Source organism: Pseudomonas sp. NPDC087690, from assembly GCF_044743175.1.
GTDB lineage: Bacteria > Pseudomonadota > Gammaproteobacteria > Pseudomonadales > Pseudomonadaceae > Aquipseudomonas.
The window spans coordinates 12,497-29,525 of the sequence record NZ_JBIUVX010000041.1; the positions used below are offsets into that span (position 1 = coordinate 12,497).

Here is a 17,029-nt window from a genome sequence, read left to right on the forward strand (position 1 = left end):
GACGCAGATCTGCTCAACGCAATTTTTCGCGGTTTCCACACTGTAAAAGGGGGCGCCGGCTTCCTTCAGCTCAATGAGCTGGTGGAGTGCTGTCACATCGCCGAAAACGTGTTCGACATCCTGCGCAAGGGTGAGCGTCGCGTTGATGCAGAACTGATGGACGTTGTCCTCGAAGCACTGGACGCGGTGAACAGCATGTTCAGCGAAGTCCGCGAGCGTGCGCCGATCACTGCTGCCACCCCGGAACTGCTGGCCGCCCTGGCGCGCCTGGCCGAACCGCAATCGGCAGACGCTGCTCCGGCTTCGCCGGTGGCCGAGATGATCGAAGAACTGGTCGTCGAAGGCGACGCGTCGGGCGACATCACCGATAACGAATTCGAACAGCTGCTGGATTCGCTGAACGCCGTCAAGGCCGAAGCCGAAGCCCCGGCCGCTGCTGCACCTGCGCAAACGGCCAATGAAGCCGCGAGCGATGAAATCACCGATGCCGAGTTCGAGTCGTTGCTCGATCAGTTGCACGGCAAGGGCCAGTTCGCCGTGGACGCGGTTGCGCCAGTTGCAGCAGCCCCTGCGGTACCGGCCAAGGGCGACAGCTCCGACATCACCGACGATGAATTCGAAGCCTTGCTCGATCAGTTGCACGGCAAGGGCAACTTTGCCGTGGATGCGCTGGAGTCGGCGATTGCCTCGGCACCTGCGCCAGCCGCACCGGCTGCGGCGGCGGCCGGCAGCGATCTGATCAGCGATCACGAGTTCGAATCGCTGCTCGACGAATTGCACGGCAAAGGCAAGTTCACCGAAGTCGGCACCGCCGCTGCTGGCAGTGCTTCGACCGTCGCCACGCCTGCTGCCAAGGCGCCGGCCGCAGCGCCAGCGCCCAAGCCTGTTGCCAAGCCTGAACCGAAAGCCGAAGCGCCAAAACCGGCTGCCGCTGCTGCACCGGCTCCGGCCCGTGCGCCGGCGACACCGCCAGCGGAAAAACCGGCGAGCGAAGCCGAAACCACCGTGCGCGTCGATACGGCACGTCTCGACGAAATCATGAACATGGTCGGCGAACTGGTACTGGTGCGTAACCGTCTGGTGCGCCTGGGCCTGAACAGCGGCGATGAAGCCATGCAAAAGGCCGTGTCGAACCTCGACGTGGTCACGGCTGACTTGCAGACCGCCGTCATGAAGACGCGGATGCAGCCGATCAAGAAGGTCTTCGGGCGCTTCCCGCGTCTGGTTCGAGATCTGGCGCGTCAGCTGAAGAAAGAGATCAACCTGGAACTGGTGGGTGAAGAAACCGACCTCGACAAAAACCTTGTCGAGGCCCTGGCCGACCCGCTGGTCCACTTGGTGCGCAACGCCGTCGACCACGGCATCGAGTCGCCGGAAGAACGCGAAGCGTCGGGCAAGGCCCGTGGCGGTCGCGTGGTGCTGGCGGCCGAGCAGGAAGGCGACCACATCCTGCTGTCGATTTCCGATGACGGCAAAGGCATGGACCCGAACGTCCTGCGTGCCATCGCGGTAAAACGCGGTGTGATGGACAAGGACGCGGCCGATCGCTTGAGCGATACCGAGTGCTACAACCTGATTTTCGCCCCGGGTTTCTCGACCAAGACCGAGATCTCCGATGTGTCCGGCCGTGGTGTCGGCATGGACGTGGTGAAGACCAAGATTTCCCAGCTCAACGGTTCGATCAACATCTACTCGACCAAGGGCCAGGGCTCGAAGATCGTCATCAAGGTGCCGCTGACCCTCGCGATCATGCCAACCCTGATGGTCATGCTCGGCAATCAGGCGTTTGCGTTCCCGTTGGTCAACGTCAACGAAATCTTCCACCTCGACCTGTCGACCACCAATGTCGTCGACGGTCAGGAAGTGGTGATCGTGCGGGACAAGGCGCTGCCATTGTTCTACCTCAAGCGCTGGCTGGTCAGCTCCGCCGCTCACGAAGAGCAGCGCGAAGGCCACGTGGTGATCCTTTCGGTGGGCACGCAGCGGATCGGCTTCGTCGTCGATCAACTGGTCGGCCAGGAAGAAGTGGTCATCAAGCCATTGGGCAAAATGCTGCAGGGCACTCCGGGCATGTCCGGCGCCACCATTACCGGTGACGGCCGCATCGCGCTGATTCTCGATGTTCCAAGCATGCTCAAGCGTTACGCCGCACGGCGTATTTGAATCCGGGGCGGCGGGGCGATGACGTCCCGCTGCACCTAATGGAGTGTTTATGGCAGTCAAAGTCCTGGTGGTGGACGATTCGGGTTTTTTCCGCCGCCGCGTCTCGGAAATTCTTTCTGCGGATCCGAGCATTCAGGTGGTCGGCACCGCAACCAACGGTAAAGAGGCGATCGATCAGGCGCTGGCGCTCAAGCCGGACGTGATCACCATGGACTACGAGATGCCGATGATGGACGGCATCACGGCGGTGCGGCACATCATGCAGCGCTGCCCGACCCCGGTGTTGATGTTCTCCTCGCTGACGCACGAAGGCGCCCGGGTCACCCTCGATGCGCTGGACGCCGGCGCGGTGGATTTCCTGCCAAAGAATTTCGAAGACATCTCGCGCAATCCCGAGAAGGTCAAGCAACTGCTGTGCGAGAAGGTCCATAGCATCTCGCGCAGTAATCGTCGTTTCAGTGCTTACAGCGCGCCGGCTCCAGTGGCTGCGCCAGCACCGACGCCTGCTCCGGCGCCGTCGAGTTTCGGCAGCCACGGTAGCAGTCACAGCACCAGCGCGCCGGCACGTCCGGCTCCAGCGCCGGCACCGACTCGCGCCCCGGCCGCCAGCGCTTCGTCGCCCGCGCCGAAACGCAAAGCCTACAAACTGGTTGCCATTGGTACGTCGACGGGCGGCCCGGTTGCGCTGCAACGCGTGTTGACGCAGTTGCCAGCGAACTTCCCGGCGCCGATCGTGCTGATCCAGCACATGCCGGCGGCGTTCACCAAGGCTTTTGCCGAACGTCTCGACAAGCTCTGCCGCATCAGCGTCAAGGAAGCCGAGGATGGCGACATCCTGCGTCCGGGCCTGGCGCTGTTGGCACCGGGTGGCAAGCAAATGATGATCGACGGCCGTGGCGCGGTGAAGATTCTGCCGGGTGACGAGCGTTTGAATTACAAGCCGTGCGTGGACATCACCTTCGGTTCCGCAGCCAAGTCCTACGGCGACAAAGTTCTGGCGGTGGTGTTGACCGGCATGGGCGCCGATGGCCGTGAAGGCGCGCGCCTGCTCAAGCAGGGTGGCAGCTCGATCTGGGCGCAGGATGAGGCCAGTTGCGTGATCTACGGCATGCCGATGGCTATCGTCAAAGCTGACCTCGCCGACGCGGTGTACAGCCTCGACGACATCGGCAAGCACATTGTCGAGGCGTGTATCTGATGGATGTTTTAAGCCTTATCGGGATCATCATGGCGTTCGTCGCCATCATCGGTGGTAACTACCTTGAGGGTGGTCACCTCGGTGCGCTGGCCAACGGCCCGGCGGCATTGATCGTACTGGGCGGCACCATCGGTGCCGCACTGCTGCAATCGCCGATGAGCGCGTTCAAACGCGCCATGCAGATTCTGGCGTGGATCTTCTTCCCGCCGCGTGTGGACTTGGCCGGCGGCATTGATCGCGTGGTCAACTGGAGCCTCACTGCGCGCAAGGAAGGCCTACTCGGTCTGGAAGGCGTGGCGGATGCCGAACCTGACAACTACTCGCGCAAAGGCCTGCAACTGCTGGTCGACGGCGCTGAGCCGGAAGCGATCCGCAGCATCCTTGAAGTGGATTTCTACACCCAGGAAGCGCGCGACATTGAAGCGGCGAAAGTCTTCGAAAGCATGGGCGGTTACGCGCCGACCATCGGCATCATCGGTGCGGTGATGGGCCTGATCCACGTGATGGGCAATCTTGCTGATCCGACCCAGTTGGGCAGCGGCATTGCTGTGGCTTTTGTCGCGACCATCTATGGCGTGGCCAGTGCCAACCTGATCCTGCTGCCGGTGGCAGCCAAATTGAAGTCAATCGCGTTGCGGCAGTCGCGTTATCGCGAAATGTTGTTGGAAGGCATTTTGTCGATCGCCGAAGGTGAAAACCCTCGCTCCATTGAGTTGAAGCTGCAAGGCTTCATGGATTAAGGGAATAACCTCATGGCTCGTCGCAGGCATCAGGAAGAACACGTCAATCACGAGCGCTGGCTGGTGTCCTACGCGGATTTCATCACGTTGCTGTTCGCGTTCTTCGTAGTCATGTACTCGATTTCGTCGATCAACGAAGGCAAGTACAAAGAGATTTCCGAAGCGCTGGTCGGCGTCTTCAAAGACTCCGATCGCGCGCTCAAACCGATCCAGATCGGCGACGAACGACCGAAAACCGTGACCCCGGCCAAGCCACTGGTCAAGGACGCCGAGCAGATCGACGCCGGTATCGCCGGCGCCAGCGATCCGCTGAAAAGCATCGCCGATGACATCAGCGCCGCCTTCGGTGACCTGATCAGCTCCAACCAGATGACTGTGCGTGGCAACGAGCTGTGGGTCGAGATCGAACTCAACTCCAGCCTGTTGTTCGGCAGTGGCGACGCCATGCCGAGCGACATCGCCTTCAACATCATCGATAAGGTGGCGGCGATTCTGAAACCGTTTGATAACCCGATCCACGTTGAAGGTTTCACTGACGATCAGCCAATCCGCACCGCGCAGTACCCGACCAACTGGGAGCTGTCTTCGGCGCGTTCGGCGAGCATCGTGCGCATGCTGGCGATGCAGGGTGTGAACCCTGGCCGATTGGCATCGGTGGGTTACGGCGAGTTTCAACCGGTGGCCAACAACGCTACCGCTGAAGGCCGGGGGAAAAACCGCCGGGTGGTTCTGGTGGTCTCGCGCAATCTCGATGTACGTCGCAGCCTCACGGGCACCGGAACCGCTAACGCGCAACCGGACGCTGCGTTGAAGCGTGCTGGCACACAAACTGCACCGACCCCGGTCAAGACGCCGGGACGCGAGAGTGCCGTCAATTCTCCGTCACCCGCATTAACACGCTGAGCTATGTCTCGGTCGAGCATATCGGCCGGGAGGAACGAACTGAATGAGAGTCTGGGCAGTCGCCAATCAAAAGGGTGGTGTCGGTAAAACCACATCTTCCATCGCTTTAGCCGGATTGCTGGCCGAGGCGGGCAAGCGCGTGGTTGTGGTCGATCTCGACCCCCACGGCTCGATGACCAGCTATTTCGGCTACGATCCCGACAGCCTGGAACACAGCAACTACGACCTGTTTCTGCACAAGGGCAGCGTGCCGCAAGGCCTGCCGGGGCAGTTGCTGTTGTCGACCAGCGACGAGCGAATTTCCCTGCTGCCATCGAGCACCGCACTGGCGACCCTTGAGCGTCAGTCGCCGGGGCAGAGTGGCTTGGGTCTGGTGATCGCCAAGAGTCTGGCGCAACTGTGGCAGGACTTCGATTACGCGGTGATCGACAGCCCGCCGTTGCTCGGCGTGCTGATGGTCAATGCGCTTGCGGCGAGCCAGCAGCTGGTGATCCCGGTGCAGACCGAACACCTGGCCGTCAAAGGTCTGGAGCGCATGGTCAACACCCTGGCGATGATCAACCGTTCGCGCAAACAGGCGCTGCCGTTCAGCATCGTGCCGACCCTGTTCGACCGCCGTACACAGGCATCGATGCATACCTTGCGCGTGCTGCGGGACAAATTCCCCGAGGAGATCTGGCAGGGTTACATCCCGGTCGATACTCGTCTGCGCGATGCCAGCCGGGCCGGTGTCACGCCTTCGCAATTCGACGGCAAGAGCCGTGGCGTGCTGGCGTATCGCGCGCTGCTCAAGCACCTGTTGGCGCAACAACTTGTTCCGCAGGTGGCTTGAATGACGTTGAACCTTGTAGGAGCTGCCGCAGGCTGCGATCTTTTGATCTTGCTTTGTGGCGTTCCTGAAAAGATCAAAAGATCGCAGCCTGCGGCAGCTCCTACCTGGGGTTGCGTATGAATCGGCCGCTCAAGTTGACGTCGAAGCCGCAATTGGCGTTGCAGTCTTATCTGGATAATTTGCTGCAGGAAATTCCTGAGGAGCTGCCGCCGGTCATTGAGGCGCAGCCTGAAGTTGTCGAAAGCACTGAGGCGCTGGACGAGTTCCAGGCAGCGGTGCTGGAAGAGCAGGCGCGTGATGCGCAGAAGGCTGCCCGGCCTGCTGCGCCGGTTGCCGCGCCTGCCGCCGCAGCGGTGACCAAAGCACCGATTGCATTGATCGAAGCAGCCGAGCCGGTTCGCGCATCGGTGTCGACACTGGCACCGCTGCTGCAAACCCAGTTACTGAAAACCGCGCCGGAACCGGTAGCGGTCGAACCGGCACCGATTGCACCCGCACCGATCGAGCAGACGCTGGTCCCGCCGCTGGTCGAAGTGCATCTGCCGCCGAACAACACGCCGCCACCGGTGGAAACCGATGGTCGCCCGGCCTGGGCCTCTGAAGCCTTCGAATGCCTGCTGTTCGACGTCGCCGGCCTGACCCTCGCGGTGCCGCTGGTGTGCCTCGGCTCGATCTATTCGCTGGCCGGCCACGAGCTGACGCCGCTGTTCGGTCAGCCGGAATGGTTCCTCGGGATCCTGCCGAGCCAGGCCGGCAATCTGAAAGTCTTGGACACCGCGCGCTGGGTCATGCCGGATCGCTATCGCGATGACTTCCGTCAGGGCTTGCAGTATGTGATTTCGGTACAAGGTTACGAGTGGGGGCTGGCGGTGCATCAGGTCAGCCGCTCGTTGCGTCTGGACCCGAATGAAATCAAATGGAGAAGTCACCGGGGTCAGCGGCCATGGCTCGCCGGCACCGTGATTGAGCACATGTGTGCATTGCTTGACGTTTCCGCACTGGCCGAGTTGATCGCCAGCGGTGGGGCAAAGCACCTCGGCGGCCACAAGCCGCTACATAAACCGACATAGCAGCCGACATAACAATCAGGCGACGGCATTGTTGAATGCCGCCACACAGAACACACACCGCCCAGCGCGGTTTTTTCGAGGGGTCAGGGTATGAGTAGTCAGGCGACGAATGCAAAAGGTTCTGAAGATCCGATCCTGCAATGGGTTACCTTCAAACTGGATAACGAAACCTACGGCATCAACGTGATGCGCGTGCAGGAAGTGCTGCGCTACACCGAGATCGCTCCGGTGCCGGGCGCGCCAAGCTATGTGCTGGGCATCATCAACCTGCGCGGTAACGTGGTCACCGTGATCGACACCCGCCAGCGCTTCGGCCTGAACAGCGGCGAGATCAGTGACAACACCCGTATCGTCATCATCGAAGCCGACAAGCAAGTCGTTGGCATCATGGTCGACAGCGTGGCCGAAGTGGTTTACCTGCGTCAGTCGGAAATCGAGACTGCGCCGAACGTCGGTAACGAAGAGTCGGCCAAGTTCATCCAGGGCGTGTGCAACAAGAACAACGAGTTGCTGATCCTGGTCGAGCTGGACAAGATGATGAGCGAAGAAGAATGGTCGGACCTGGAGAATATCTGATTGATTCTCGAAGTTGCGGTCATTGTCCTGTTCCTATTCTGGGCAGGCACACTGGCAATGTTTGTGTCGTACATCAAGGCGCAGCGGGTAATCGCTGCGCAACAGGCTCAGGGCGATGCGCTGCGTGATCAGCGCATCAAGGACCTGGCCAAGCGTGTCGACGATTACCAGAACGGCAACGTGCGCATGGGCGAAGCCCTGCACGAACTGCGCGCGGTAGTCAGTCCGTTGCCGGACAAAATCGTTCAGCTGGAACAGCGCGATCCATCGAGCCTGTCATTCGCCCAGGCGGCGAAACTGGTGGGCATGGGTGCGAGCGTTGATGAGCTGACTCAGTCGTGTGGGTTGACCCAGGCTGAGGCGGAATTGATGCGCAAGCTTCACAAGAACTAGCAGCAAGATCAAAAGATCGCAGCCTTCGGCAGCTCCTACATTGGAATGCGTTTTCCTGTAGGAGCTGCCGAAGGCTGCGATCTTTTGCTTTCAGGGCTTAATAATCATCCCCACGCTCGGTGACGTCCTTCTCGACCATCGGCGCATTCGGGTCCTGCCCCTCAGGGAATTTGCCCTTCAGATTCCACGCAAACGCGATGATCTCGGCGATCGTCCGGTACAGCTCCTCGGGAATGCTGTCGCCCAGTTCCATCCGCGCCAACAAGCGCACCAACTCGGCGTTCTCATAGATCGGCACTTCGCAATCGCGAGCAATGCGCAAAATTTCTTCGGCCAGTTCTTCGTCACCCTTGGCAGTGAGCGTCGGCGCGTGGTTGCCGTCATATTTGAGGGCGATGGCCTGGCGTGGGGCAGTGGAATCGTTCATGCGGTTTCGTCGACCCAGCGATGTTCGAGACGGGTTTGGTTGCCTTGCGGCGGGGTGCCGAGATGGCAGTCGATGTCGCCGACGTTCAACCCGCGATCAAGCAGGCGCTGGCGCAGGGCGAACAGGTTGTTTTCGATCAGGTCAGCGGTGTACGGCCGTTCGGCCCACAGTTGGCTCGACAGGCTGCCGGCAATCAACTGCGCCTGAATCTGCATCGGCCCGAGCGGCTCCATGTCGAATGCGAGGTCTACACGCCACAGTTGCTGTTTCGGCTCGCGCTCATCGCGACGCTCGTTCGGTTGCGGTTCGCGCTCCGGCGCTTCTTCACGCTGGAACTTGACCTGCAGCGGCACGATGTCTTGCAGGTTGCGCATGGGGATTTCCAGTTGCCAGGTGCTGAGCAGGCGTCCGTCGTCGGTGACGCCGGTCTGTTCCAGGCTCGACAGCTGATGGCTTTGCAGGCGCGAAACCGCTGCGGCGGCGAGGCGTAGTAACTGTTCCAGATCACCTTCGCCGCCCAGGCTTTGCAGCAAACGCTCGGGCAGCGGGAAGCTGCTCGGTACCGGTTTGGCGCTGACCTGGCCGAGCATGCCGAGGGCGTTGCGGACGAAACTCGGCAGCGCTTGCGCCAGGGTGTTGGCGGCGATGATCGCGTTGAAACTGGTGCTGCTCGGCAGGCCCGGGGTCAGTTGCGCGATCAGCTTGAGCAGATCGGCTTTCATGTCCGGGGCCAGCGTAGGGTTCTGCCCGGTCAGCAGTTTGGCTTCGAGGAACGCGCCGCTGTTGGCCAGCGCCAGTGCGACGCCTTTGGCGGTGCTCAGTTGTTGCACGTCCGGGAGGCTGGCAAGGAGTTTGTCGACCACCGCGCGTAAATCCTGCGATGTCTGATCGGTATCGCTCGGCAGATTCTGCAAAGCACTCAGCAACCCTGTCAGGGATGCCTGACGACTTTGCTGGCCGAGCAGTTGCTGACTGACGGCCAGTTGTTCCTGACGGCTGCTCATGGGCAGAAACTTGAGAGTTTGTGAATCTTCCACCAACGCCGAAAGCAAAGTGCCGATGCGCAGCGGCTGCGGGCTGTCGATGGTCAGCGTGCTGCCGCTCTGTGCGGTGTTGAGCAGACTGACCAATGAGCGAAACACTGCTGCTTGCCCCGGCGTCTGTGGCAGCGCCTGCGAGGTCAGCACTTTGCCTTGCAGCAGCGTGCCGACCGGCAATTGCGCGGTGTCAATGCGGGTGAGGGCGGCGACGCTGCTGGCAATCGCTTGCTGCACGGTAATCGCCAGGTTGCCCGCCGAGGGCTGAGTGATCGCCAGACTGGTGCCTTGCGGCAACGGCAGGTTGCTGGTCGCTTGCACGGTGGTCTGACGGCCGCCGTCGACAGTCACCTTGAGCAATAACTGAAAGGTCTGATCCGCCTGTTTGAGCGACAACACCTCAGCCTTGGCGCTTTGCCCGGCGCCGATCAAGCCCTCGACCGGAGTCAGCAGCTTGAGCAGTTCACCCACCTGCGGGCGAACTGTCGCCGGGGTGGTGGGCGGGAGCGGGAGGATGTTCATTTCGCCTGTCATACGCGGACACAACCTGAGGAAAATGCACTCTTGAGAGTAAGGCACGCCATGTATAATGCCGCCCGTCTTGCGCTTCGAATAAAAAACATAGCAATTGTTTGACCCAGCTCTCTGGATCGAGCCGTCAATGCATTTATGCTGCACCTCTTTAACGGCCGCGCCAGAGCCGACTTGAACCGTATAAGGCCCGTGATCCCTTGACCAGTCCTGTCCTGCAAACCGTTGCCCTCGCGTGTGAGCGTGATCTGCGGCTGCTCTTCGAAAATCTCGAATTGAGACTCGCCAGTGGCGATATGGTGCAGATCAGCGGGCCCAACGGCAGCGGTAAAACCAGTTTATTGCGTTTGCTGGCCGGGCTGATGCAGCCGACCGACGGTCAGGTCCTGCTCAATGGCCGGCCGCTGACCGAACAGCGCAGCGAACTTGCACGCAACCTGCTGTGGATCGGCCACGCCGCCGGGATCAAGGATCTACTGACCCCGGAAGAGAACCTCTCCTGGCTCTGCGCCCTGCATCATCCCGCCGAACGCGACGCCATCTGGCAAGCCTTGGCAGCAGTAGGATTGCGCGGTTTCGAAGATGTTCCCTGCCACAGTCTTTCTGCCGGTCAGCAACGCCGCGTGGCGCTGGCGCGCCTGTATCTGGACAGCCCGCCGCTGTGGATTCTCGATGAGCCGTTTACCGCCCTCGACAAGCAGGGCGTGGCGCAACTCGAAGAACATCTGGCCGGACACTGTGAGCGCGGCGGTCTGGTGGTCTTGACCACGCACCACACACTGAGCCGGATGCCGGCCGGTTATCGCGACATCGATCTGGGGAACTGGGCAGTATGAGTGTGTTTGGCCTGCTGGTTGCCCGTGAATCCCGACTGCTGTTTCGCCGCCCGGCGGAACTCGCCAATCCGCTGATTTTTTTCGCTATCGTCATTGCTTTGTTCCCGCTGGCCGTCGGCCCGGAAACTCAAGTGTTGCAAAACCTGTCCCCCGGGTTAGTCTGGGTGGCGGCGCTTTTGTCGGTCCTGCTCTCGCTGGACGGGCTTTTCCGCAGTGATTTCGAAGACGGCTCCCTGGAACAGTGGGTCCTTTCGTCGCACCCGCTGCCACTTCTGGTCTTGGCCAAGGTGCTGGCACACTGGCTTTTCTCCGGTCTGGCTCTGGTTTTGCTCTCACCCTTGCTGGCGTTGATGCTCGGTTTGCCCGTCGCCTGCCTGCCGGTTTTGCTGCTTTCGTTGTTGTTGGGCACACCAGTGCTGAGCTTGCTCGGCGCGGTGGGCGCGGCATTGACGGTCGGTTTGAAACGTGGCGGCCTGTTGCTGGCGCTGCTGATTCTGCCGTTGTACATCCCGGTGTTGATCCTCGGCAGTGGCGCCTTGCAGGCCGCCCTCCAAGGCATGCCGGCGACCGGGTATCTGCTGTGGCTTGGTAGCCTGACCGCTCTGGCGATCACCCTGACACCCTTTGCAATAGCCGCTGGCCTGAAGATCAGCGTCGGCGAATAATGAGGTCTGATCATTTTTTGATCAGTAAAGACCCTGGCTCTTCATAGCGAAGAGCATCCGTGATGGAAACAGTATGAACTGGACCTGGTTTCACAAGCTCGGCTCGCCCAAGTGGTTCTACGGCATCAGCAGCAAGTTCCTGCCGTGGTTGAGCATCGCAGCGTTGCTGCTGATTGGCGTCGGCGTCGTTTGGGGCCTGGCCTTCGCGCCGCCGGATTATCAGCAAGGCAACAGCTTTCGCATCATCTACATCCACGTACCCGCCGCGATGCTCGCTCAGTCGATCTACGTGATGCTGGCGGTTTGCGGTGTGGTGGGGCTGGTGTGGAAAATGAAACTGGCCGACGTCGCCCTGCAATGCGCCGCACCGATCGGCGCGTGGATGACCGCCGTGGCGCTGGTCACCGGGGCGATCTGGGGCAAACCGACCTGGGGCTCGTGGTGGGTCTGGGACGCGCGCCTGACCTCGATGCTGATTCTGCTGTTCCTGTATTTCGGCGTGATCGCGCTGGGCAATGCCATCAGCAACCGTGACAGCGCCGCCAAGGCCTGCGCGGTGCTGGCCATCGTCGGTGTGATCAACATCCCGATCATCAAATATTCGGTGGAGTGGTGGAACACCCTGCACCAGGGCGCGACCTTCACCCTCACGGAAAAACCGGCGATGCCCGCCGAGATGTGGCTGCCGCTGTTGCTGACCGTGCTGGGTTTCTACTGCTTCTTCGGCACCGTGCTGTTGCTGCGCATGCGCCTCGAAGTACTCAAGCGCGAAGCCCGCGCCAGTTGGGTGAAAGAACAAGTGCAGCGCAGCCTGGAGGCCGCTCGATGAGTTTTGCTTCATTCGGCGACTTCCTCGCCATGGGCCATCATGGCCTGTATGTCTGGTCGGCCTATGGCATCTGTCTGGCGGTGCTGGCTTTCAACGTGGCGGCGCCGATCCTGGCCCGCAAGCGGTATCTGCAACAAGAGGCGCGTCGTCTGCGCCGGGAGAACGGCAAGTGAATCCGCTGCGCAAGAAACGTCTGATCATCATTCTGGCCATTCTGGTCGGGGTCGGCGCTGCCGTCGGTTTGGCCCTCAGCGCCCTGCAGCAGAACATCAATCTGTTCTACACCCCGACCCAGATCGCCAATGGCGAAGCACCGCAAGACACGCGCATCCGCGCTGGCGGCATGGTTGAGGCCGGCTCGTTGCAACGCTCGCCGGATTCGCTCGACGTCAAATTCGTCGTCACCGACTTCAACAAATCCGTGACCATCGCCTATCGCGGCATCCTCCCGGATCTGTTCCGCGAAGGGCAGGGCATTGTGGCGCTGGGCAAGATCAACGCCGATGGCGTAGTGGTAGCCGATGAAGTGCTGGCCAAGCACGACGAGAAGTACATGCCGCCGGAAGTGACCAAAGCCTTGAAAGACAGCGGTCAATCCGCACCAACGCCTGCAAAGGAGGGTTGATCGATGACGTCGGCAATTTTTATTCCTGAGTTGGGCCACCTGGCGATGATTCTGGCGCTGTGCTTTGCGCTGGTGCAGGCCGTGGTGCCATTGGTTGGGGCATGGCGCGGTGACCGTTTCTGGATGAGTCTGGCCCAGCCGGCCGCATGGGGGCAGTTTGCCTTTTTGCTGTTCGCGTTCGGCATTCTGACCTACGCGTTCATGACCGACGACTTCTCCGTCGCCTACGTCGCGAACAACTCCAATACCGCGTTGCCGTGGTATTACAAATTCAGCGCGGTGTGGGGCGCCCACGAAGGTTCTTTGTTGCTGTGGGCGCTGATTCTCGGTGGCTGGACGTTCGCCGTGTCGGTGTTCTCCCGGCAGTTGCCGCAAGTCATGCTCGCTCGCGTGCTGGCGGTGATGGGCATGATCAGCACCGGTTTCCTGCTGTTCCTGATTCTCACGTCCAACCCGTTCAAACGCATCCTGCCGCAAATGCCCAGTAACGGCGCTGACCTTAATCCGCTGCTGCAAGACATCGGCCTGATCGTTCACCCGCCGATGCTGTACATGGGCTACGTCGGTTTTTCGGTAGCCTTCGCTTTCGCCATCGCCGCGTTGATGGGCGGTCGTCTTGATGCGGCGTGGGCACGCTGGTCGCGTCCATGGACCATCGTCGCCTGGGCCTTCCTCGGCATCGGCATCACCCTCGGTTCGTGGTGGGCCTATTACGAACTCGGCTGGGGCGGTTGGTGGTTCTGGGATCCGGTGGAGAACGCCTCGTTCATGCCATGGCTGGTCGGCACCGCACTGATCCACTCGCTGGCGGTCACGGAAAAACGTGGCGTGTTCAAGAGCTGGACGGTGTTGCTGGCGATTGCCGCGTTCTCACTGAGCCTGCTCGGGACGTTCCTCGTACGTTCCGGTGTACTGACCTCAGTGCACGCGTTTGCCTCCGATCCCGAGCGCGGCGTGTTTATCCTGATCTTCCTGTTGTTTGTGGTCGGCGGCTCGCTGACGCTGTTCGCCCTGCGCGCACCGGTCGTGAAGAGTCAGGTCGGCTTCAACCTGTGGTCGCGGGAAACCCTGCTGCTGGGTAACAACCTGGTGCTGGTGGTGGCTGCGTCGATGATCCTGCTCGGCACCCTGTACCCGCTGATTCTCGATGCCCTCAGCGGCGCGAAGATGTCGGTTGGCCCGCCGTACTTCAACGCGCTGTTCATTCCGTTGATGGCGCTGCTGATGCTGGTCATGGCGGTCGGCGTGATCGTCCGTTGGAAGGACACGCCGGTGAAATGGCTGGCGAGCATGCTGACCCCAGTGCTGTTGGGTAGCGTTGCGCTGGTGGTGGTTGCCGGTGTCGCTTATGGCGATTTCAATTGGGCAGTGATCGCGACTTTCCTGCTCGCCGCATGGGTGTTGCTCGCCGGTGTCCGTGACATCGTCGACAAGACCCGTCACAAAGGCCTGATCAAAGGCCTGCCAACATTGACCCGCAGTTATTGGGGCATGCAGATTGCCCACCTCGGCATCGCCGTGTGTGCGCTGGGCGTGGTGTTGTCGAGTCAGAACAGTGCCGAACGCGATCTGCGTCTGGCGCCGGGCGAGTCGATGGACCTGGCCGGTTATCACTTCGTCTTCGAAGGCGCCAAGCACTTCGAAGGGCCGAACTTCACCTCCGACAAAGGCACCATTCGGGTCATTCGCGATGGCAAGGAAATCAGCGTGCTGCATCCGGAAAAACGTCTGTACACCGTGCAGAACTCGGTAATGACCGAAGCGGGCATTGACGCCGGTTTCACTCGTGACTTGTATGTCGCATTGGGCGAGCCGCTGGACAACGGCGCGTGGGCGGTTCGGGTGCACGTTAAACCGTTCGTGCGCTGGATCTGGTTCGGCGGTTTGCTCACCGGGTTCGGTGGTTTGCTGGCGGCGCTGGATCGACGTTATCGGGTCAAGGTGAAAGCCAAGGTGCGTGAAGCGCTGGGCATGACAGGAGCGGCTGCATGAGACGTTGGTTGATGCTGGTGCCACTGGCGATTTTCCTGCTGGTGGCGGTATTTCTTTATCGCGGTCTGTACCTCGATCCGGCGGAGTTGCCGTCGGCGATGATCAACAAGCCGTTCCCGGAGTTTTCCCTGCCAAACGTGCAGGGCGACAAGAGCCTGACCAAGGCCGACATCCTCGGCAAACCGGCGCTGGTCAACGTCTGGGGTACTTGGTGCATTTCCTGTCGGGTCGAGCATCCGGTGCTGAACAAACTCGCCGAGCGCGGCGTGGTGATCTACGGCATCAACTACAAGGACACCAATGCCGACGCCTTGAAGTGGCTTGCCGAATTCCACAATCCGTACGTGCTGGACATTCGTGACGACGAAGGCTCGCTGGGCCTCAATCTCGGTGTCTACGGCGCGCCGGAGACCTTCTTCATCGACGCCAAGGGCATCATCCGCGACAAGTATGTCGGCGTGATCGACGAGCAGGTCTGGCGCGAAAAACTCGCGGCCAAGTATCAGGCGCTGGTCGATGAGGCCACGCCATGAAGCGTTTTTTAGCGGCGCTGGTATTGGGCTTGAGTCTGGCCGGTGTCGCCCATGCCGCCATCGACACCTACGAGTTCGCCAAAGAAGGCGACCGTGAGCGTTTCCGCGAGCTGACCAAAGAGCTGCGCTGCCCCAAGTGCCAGAACCAGGACATCGCTGACTCCAACGCGCCGATTGCCGCCGACCTGCGCAAAGAGATTTTCCGCATGCTCGGCGAAGGCAAGGACAATCAGCAGATCATCGACTTCATGGTTGATCGCTACGGTGATTTCGTCCGCTACAAACCGGCGCTCAACGCCAAGACTGCGCTGCTGTGGTTCGGCCCGGCCGGCCTGCTGCTCGGTGGTCTGGTGGTGATCGCGGTGATCGTCCGCCGTCGTCGCGGCCAGCGCGCCGAAACTCCGCAAGCGCTGTCCAGCGAAGAGCGTCAGCGCCTCGACCAACTGTTGGATAAAAACCAAGAATGATTGATTTCTGGCTTGCCGCAGGGCTGTTGCTTCTGGTCGCCCTGAGTTTTCTGCTGATCCCGGTGCTGCGCGAACGTCGCGCCCAGCGTGAAGAGGATCGGACTGCCCTGAACGTCGCGTTGTATCAGGAGCGTGTCGCCGAGTTGCAAGCGCAACAGGCCGAAGGCGTTCTCGACGCTGCGCAAATGGACAGCGGCCGCGCCGAGGCGGCGCGTGAGTTGCTGGCAGATACCGAAGGGGTTGCCGCACCGCGCATCTCGAAACTGGGTAAACCATTGCCGCTGCTGGCGGCAGTCCTTGTGCCAGTGTTGGGCCTGGGCCTGTATCTGCATTTCGGTGCTGCCGACAAGGTCGAACTGACCCGCGAATTCGCCCAGGCACCGCAGTCGATGGAAGAGATGACCCAGCGTCTGGAGCGTGCCGTCGCGGCACAGCCGGACTCTGCCGAAGGCCTGTATTTCCTCGGCCGTACCTACATGGCGCAAGAGCGTCCGGCGGACGCAGCGAAGATGTTCGAACGCGCTGCCAATCTGGCCGGACGTCAACCGGAACTGCTCGGTCAATGGGCGCAGGCGCAGTATTTTGCTGACGGCAAAAAGTGGTCGGCAAAGATCCAGGCGTTGACCGACGAAGCGCTGAAGGCCGATCCGAAAGAAGTCACCAGCCTCGGTCTGCTTGGCATCGCTGCGTTTGAAGGCGAGCGTTATCAGCAAGCCATCGATTACTGGAACCGCTTGCTGGCGCAACTGCCGCCGGAGGACAGTTCCCGCGCCGCGCTGCAAGGCGGGATCAAGCGTGCCGCCGAGCGTCTGGAAGCCAGTGGCGGCAAAGTCGCTCAGGCACCGGTAGCCGCAAAAACTGCGCTGTTGAAAGTCAGCGTCGATCTGGCCAGCGAGCTCAAAGGCAAAGTGCAGCCGGGTGACAGCGTGTTCATTTTCGCCCGCGCCACGTCCGGCCCGCCGGCACCGCTGGCGGCCAAACGCCTGACCGTGGCCGATCTGCCAGTCACCGTCGAACTGGGCGATGCCGACGCAATGATGCCGCAGTTGAAACTGTCGAACTTCCCTGAAGTCCAACTGGTTGCGCGCATCTCCCGCGCCGGCCAACCGACTGCCGGCGAGTGGGTCGGTCGCAGCGGCCCACTGGCCAGCAGCACCACTGCGCTACAAAAACTGACCATCGACAGCCCGGACAAATAGCCGGACACAACAG

At 61.1% G+C, this 17,029-nt stretch carries 19 protein-coding genes; 17 read left to right on the forward strand and 2 right to left on the reverse strand.

The window, feature by feature from the left end; genetic code table 11:
* The 8 genes from ACIPIZ_RS25050 to ACIPIZ_RS25085 form a co-directional block, all read left to right on the forward strand.
* Positions 1 to 2,163: chemotaxis protein CheA (locus tag ACIPIZ_RS25050; RefSeq protein WP_401168031.1), on the forward strand; the 2,163-nt coding region annotated here is incomplete at its 5' end.
* 49 nt (positions 2,164 to 2,212) lie between these two features.
* Entirely contained in the window at positions 2,213 to 3,361 is a 1,149-nt protein-coding gene (locus ACIPIZ_RS25055; protein ID WP_122661532.1) for a chemotaxis response regulator protein-glutamate methylesterase, read from the forward strand.
* Positions 3,361 to 4,101: a flagellar motor protein gene (locus tag ACIPIZ_RS25060; protein WP_008077689.1), complete on the forward strand. Its 741-nt coding sequence runs from the start codon at positions 3,361 to 3,363 to the stop codon at positions 4,099 to 4,101. The genes ACIPIZ_RS25055 and ACIPIZ_RS25060 overlap by 1 nt, the downstream gene beginning before the upstream one ends.
* Positions 4,102 to 4,113: 12 nt before the next feature.
* A complete protein-coding gene (gene motD, locus ACIPIZ_RS25065) occupies positions 4,114 to 5,004 on the forward strand; it encodes a flagellar motor protein MotD (protein WP_064390875.1) in 891 nt (296 codons plus the stop codon).
* 43 nt (positions 5,005 to 5,047) lie between these two features.
* Positions 5,048 to 5,836: a ParA family protein gene (locus ACIPIZ_RS25070; RefSeq protein WP_007919990.1), complete on the forward strand. Its 789-nt coding sequence runs from the start codon at positions 5,048 to 5,050 to the stop codon at positions 5,834 to 5,836.
* Between the two features lie 116 nt (positions 5,837 to 5,952).
* Positions 5,953 to 6,906, forward strand: coding sequence for a CheW domain-containing protein (locus ACIPIZ_RS25075; RefSeq protein ID WP_401168034.1), 954 nt, complete (start codon positions 5,953 to 5,955; stop codon positions 6,904 to 6,906).
* A 90-nt stretch (positions 6,907 to 6,996) separates the two neighbouring features.
* A complete protein-coding gene (locus ACIPIZ_RS25080; protein ID WP_007919980.1) occupies positions 6,997 to 7,482 on the forward strand; it encodes a chemotaxis protein CheW in 486 nt (161 codons plus the stop codon).
* Positions 7,483 to 7,875 carry a DUF2802 domain-containing protein gene (locus ACIPIZ_RS25085; RefSeq protein WP_102900473.1) on the forward strand — a complete coding sequence of 131 codons (393 nt, stop codon included), beginning with the start codon at positions 7,483 to 7,485 and terminating at the stop codon, positions 7,873 to 7,875. It abuts the gene before it with no gap.
* A gap of 97 nt (positions 7,876 to 7,972) precedes the next feature.
* On the opposite strand, the gene ACIPIZ_RS25090 is transcribed toward ACIPIZ_RS25085, so the two are convergent.
* The gene (locus tag ACIPIZ_RS25090; protein WP_105709436.1) at positions 7,973 to 8,302 is read right to left on the reverse strand and encodes an EscU/YscU/HrcU family type III secretion system export apparatus switch protein; all 330 of its coding nucleotides are present in this window, start codon (positions 8,300 to 8,302) and stop codon (positions 7,973 to 7,975) included.
* On the reverse strand, positions 8,299 to 9,873 hold the full coding sequence (locus tag ACIPIZ_RS25095) for a flagellar hook-length control protein FliK (RefSeq protein ID WP_401168037.1): 1,575 nt from the start codon (positions 9,871 to 9,873) through the stop codon (positions 8,299 to 8,301). The genes ACIPIZ_RS25090 and ACIPIZ_RS25095 overlap by 4 nt, the downstream gene beginning before the upstream one ends.
* Before the next feature lie 197 nt (positions 9,874 to 10,070).
* Between ACIPIZ_RS25095 and ccmA the strand changes: the two genes are divergently transcribed.
* The 9 genes from ccmA to ccmI all read left to right on the forward strand — a co-directional run bounded on the left by ccmA (position 10,071) and on the right by ccmI (position 17,016).
* A complete protein-coding gene (ccmA, locus tag ACIPIZ_RS25100) occupies positions 10,071 to 10,706 on the forward strand; it encodes a cytochrome c biogenesis heme-transporting ATPase CcmA (RefSeq protein WP_064390879.1) in 636 nt (211 codons plus the stop codon).
* The gene (ccmB, locus tag ACIPIZ_RS25105) at positions 10,703 to 11,371 is read left to right on the forward strand and encodes a heme exporter protein CcmB (protein ID WP_034151525.1); all 669 of its coding nucleotides are present in this window, start codon (positions 10,703 to 10,705) and stop codon (positions 11,369 to 11,371) included. The genes ccmA and ccmB overlap by 4 nt, the downstream gene beginning before the upstream one ends.
* A gap of 73 nt (positions 11,372 to 11,444) precedes the next feature.
* Positions 11,445 to 12,200, forward strand: coding sequence for a heme ABC transporter permease (locus ACIPIZ_RS25110; protein WP_122661528.1), 756 nt, complete (start codon positions 11,445 to 11,447; stop codon positions 12,198 to 12,200).
* Positions 12,197 to 12,373 (forward strand): heme exporter protein CcmD, encoded by a 177-nt coding sequence (ccmD, locus tag ACIPIZ_RS25115; protein ID WP_064390881.1) that lies wholly within the window; start codon positions 12,197 to 12,199, stop codon positions 12,371 to 12,373. Before ACIPIZ_RS25110 ends, ccmD begins: the two co-directional genes overlap by 4 nt.
* A complete protein-coding gene (gene ccmE, locus ACIPIZ_RS25120) occupies positions 12,370 to 12,825 on the forward strand; it encodes a cytochrome c maturation protein CcmE (protein WP_105709433.1) in 456 nt (151 codons plus the stop codon). The genes ccmD and ccmE overlap by 4 nt, the downstream gene beginning before the upstream one ends.
* A gap of 3 nt (positions 12,826 to 12,828) precedes the next feature.
* A complete protein-coding gene (locus tag ACIPIZ_RS25125) occupies positions 12,829 to 14,817 on the forward strand; it encodes a heme lyase CcmF/NrfE family subunit (RefSeq protein ID WP_401168042.1) in 1,989 nt (662 codons plus the stop codon).
* Positions 14,814 to 15,350, forward strand: coding sequence for a DsbE family thiol:disulfide interchange protein (locus ACIPIZ_RS25130; protein WP_105709431.1), 537 nt, complete (start codon positions 14,814 to 14,816; stop codon positions 15,348 to 15,350). Before ACIPIZ_RS25125 ends, ACIPIZ_RS25130 begins: the two co-directional genes overlap by 4 nt.
* On the forward strand, positions 15,347 to 15,817 hold the full coding sequence (locus tag ACIPIZ_RS25135; RefSeq protein ID WP_122855443.1) for a cytochrome c-type biogenesis protein: 471 nt from the start codon (positions 15,347 to 15,349) through the stop codon (positions 15,815 to 15,817). Before ACIPIZ_RS25130 ends, ACIPIZ_RS25135 begins: the two co-directional genes overlap by 4 nt.
* Positions 15,814 to 17,016 carry a c-type cytochrome biogenesis protein CcmI gene (gene ccmI / locus ACIPIZ_RS25140; RefSeq protein WP_105709429.1) on the forward strand — a complete coding sequence of 401 codons (1,203 nt, stop codon included), beginning with the start codon at positions 15,814 to 15,816 and terminating at the stop codon, positions 17,014 to 17,016. The genes ACIPIZ_RS25135 and ccmI overlap by 4 nt, the downstream gene beginning before the upstream one ends.
* The last annotated feature ends 13 nt before the right edge of the window (positions 17,017 to 17,029 follow it).

Bases quoted from the DNA above. Each gene is read 5' to 3' on its own strand.
- ACIPIZ_RS25110 (WP_122661528.1), top strand. From the start codon at position 11,445: ATGAACTGGACCTGGTTTCACAAGCTCGGCTCGCCCAAGTGGTTCTAC.
- ACIPIZ_RS25130 (WP_105709431.1), top strand. From the start codon at position 14,814: ATGAGACGTTGGTTGATGCTGGTGCCACTGGCGATTTTCCTGCTGGTG.
- ccmB (WP_034151525.1), top strand. From the start codon at position 10,703: ATGAGTGTGTTTGGCCTGCTGGTTGCCCGTGAATCCCGACTGCTGTTT.
- ACIPIZ_RS25055 (WP_122661532.1), top strand. From the start codon at position 2,213: ATGGCAGTCAAAGTCCTGGTGGTGGACGATTCGGGTTTTTTCCGCCGC.
- ACIPIZ_RS25080 (WP_007919980.1), top strand. From the start codon at position 6,997: ATGAGTAGTCAGGCGACGAATGCAAAAGGTTCTGAAGATCCGATCCTG.
- motD (WP_064390875.1), top strand. From the start codon at position 4,114: ATGGCTCGTCGCAGGCATCAGGAAGAACACGTCAATCACGAGCGCTGG.
- ccmI (WP_105709429.1), top strand. From the start codon at position 15,814: ATGATTGATTTCTGGCTTGCCGCAGGGCTGTTGCTTCTGGTCGCCCTG.
- ccmD (WP_064390881.1), top strand. From the start codon at position 12,197: ATGAGTTTTGCTTCATTCGGCGACTTCCTCGCCATGGGCCATCATGGC.
- ACIPIZ_RS25090 (WP_105709436.1), bottom strand. From the start codon at position 8,302: ATGAACGATTCCACTGCCCCACGCCAGGCCATCGCCCTCAAATATGAC.
- ACIPIZ_RS25095 (WP_401168037.1), bottom strand. From the start codon at position 9,873: ATGACAGGCGAAATGAACATCCTCCCGCTCCCGCCCACCACCCCGGCG.
- ACIPIZ_RS25060 (WP_008077689.1), top strand. From the start codon at position 3,361: ATGGATGTTTTAAGCCTTATCGGGATCATCATGGCGTTCGTCGCCATC.
- ACIPIZ_RS25125 (WP_401168042.1), top strand. From the start codon at position 12,829: ATGACGTCGGCAATTTTTATTCCTGAGTTGGGCCACCTGGCGATGATT.
- ACIPIZ_RS25135 (WP_122855443.1), top strand. From the start codon at position 15,347: ATGAAGCGTTTTTTAGCGGCGCTGGTATTGGGCTTGAGTCTGGCCGGT.
- ACIPIZ_RS25070 (WP_007919990.1), top strand. From the start codon at position 5,048: ATGAGAGTCTGGGCAGTCGCCAATCAAAAGGGTGGTGTCGGTAAAACC.
- ACIPIZ_RS25075 (WP_401168034.1), top strand. From the start codon at position 5,953: ATGAATCGGCCGCTCAAGTTGACGTCGAAGCCGCAATTGGCGTTGCAG.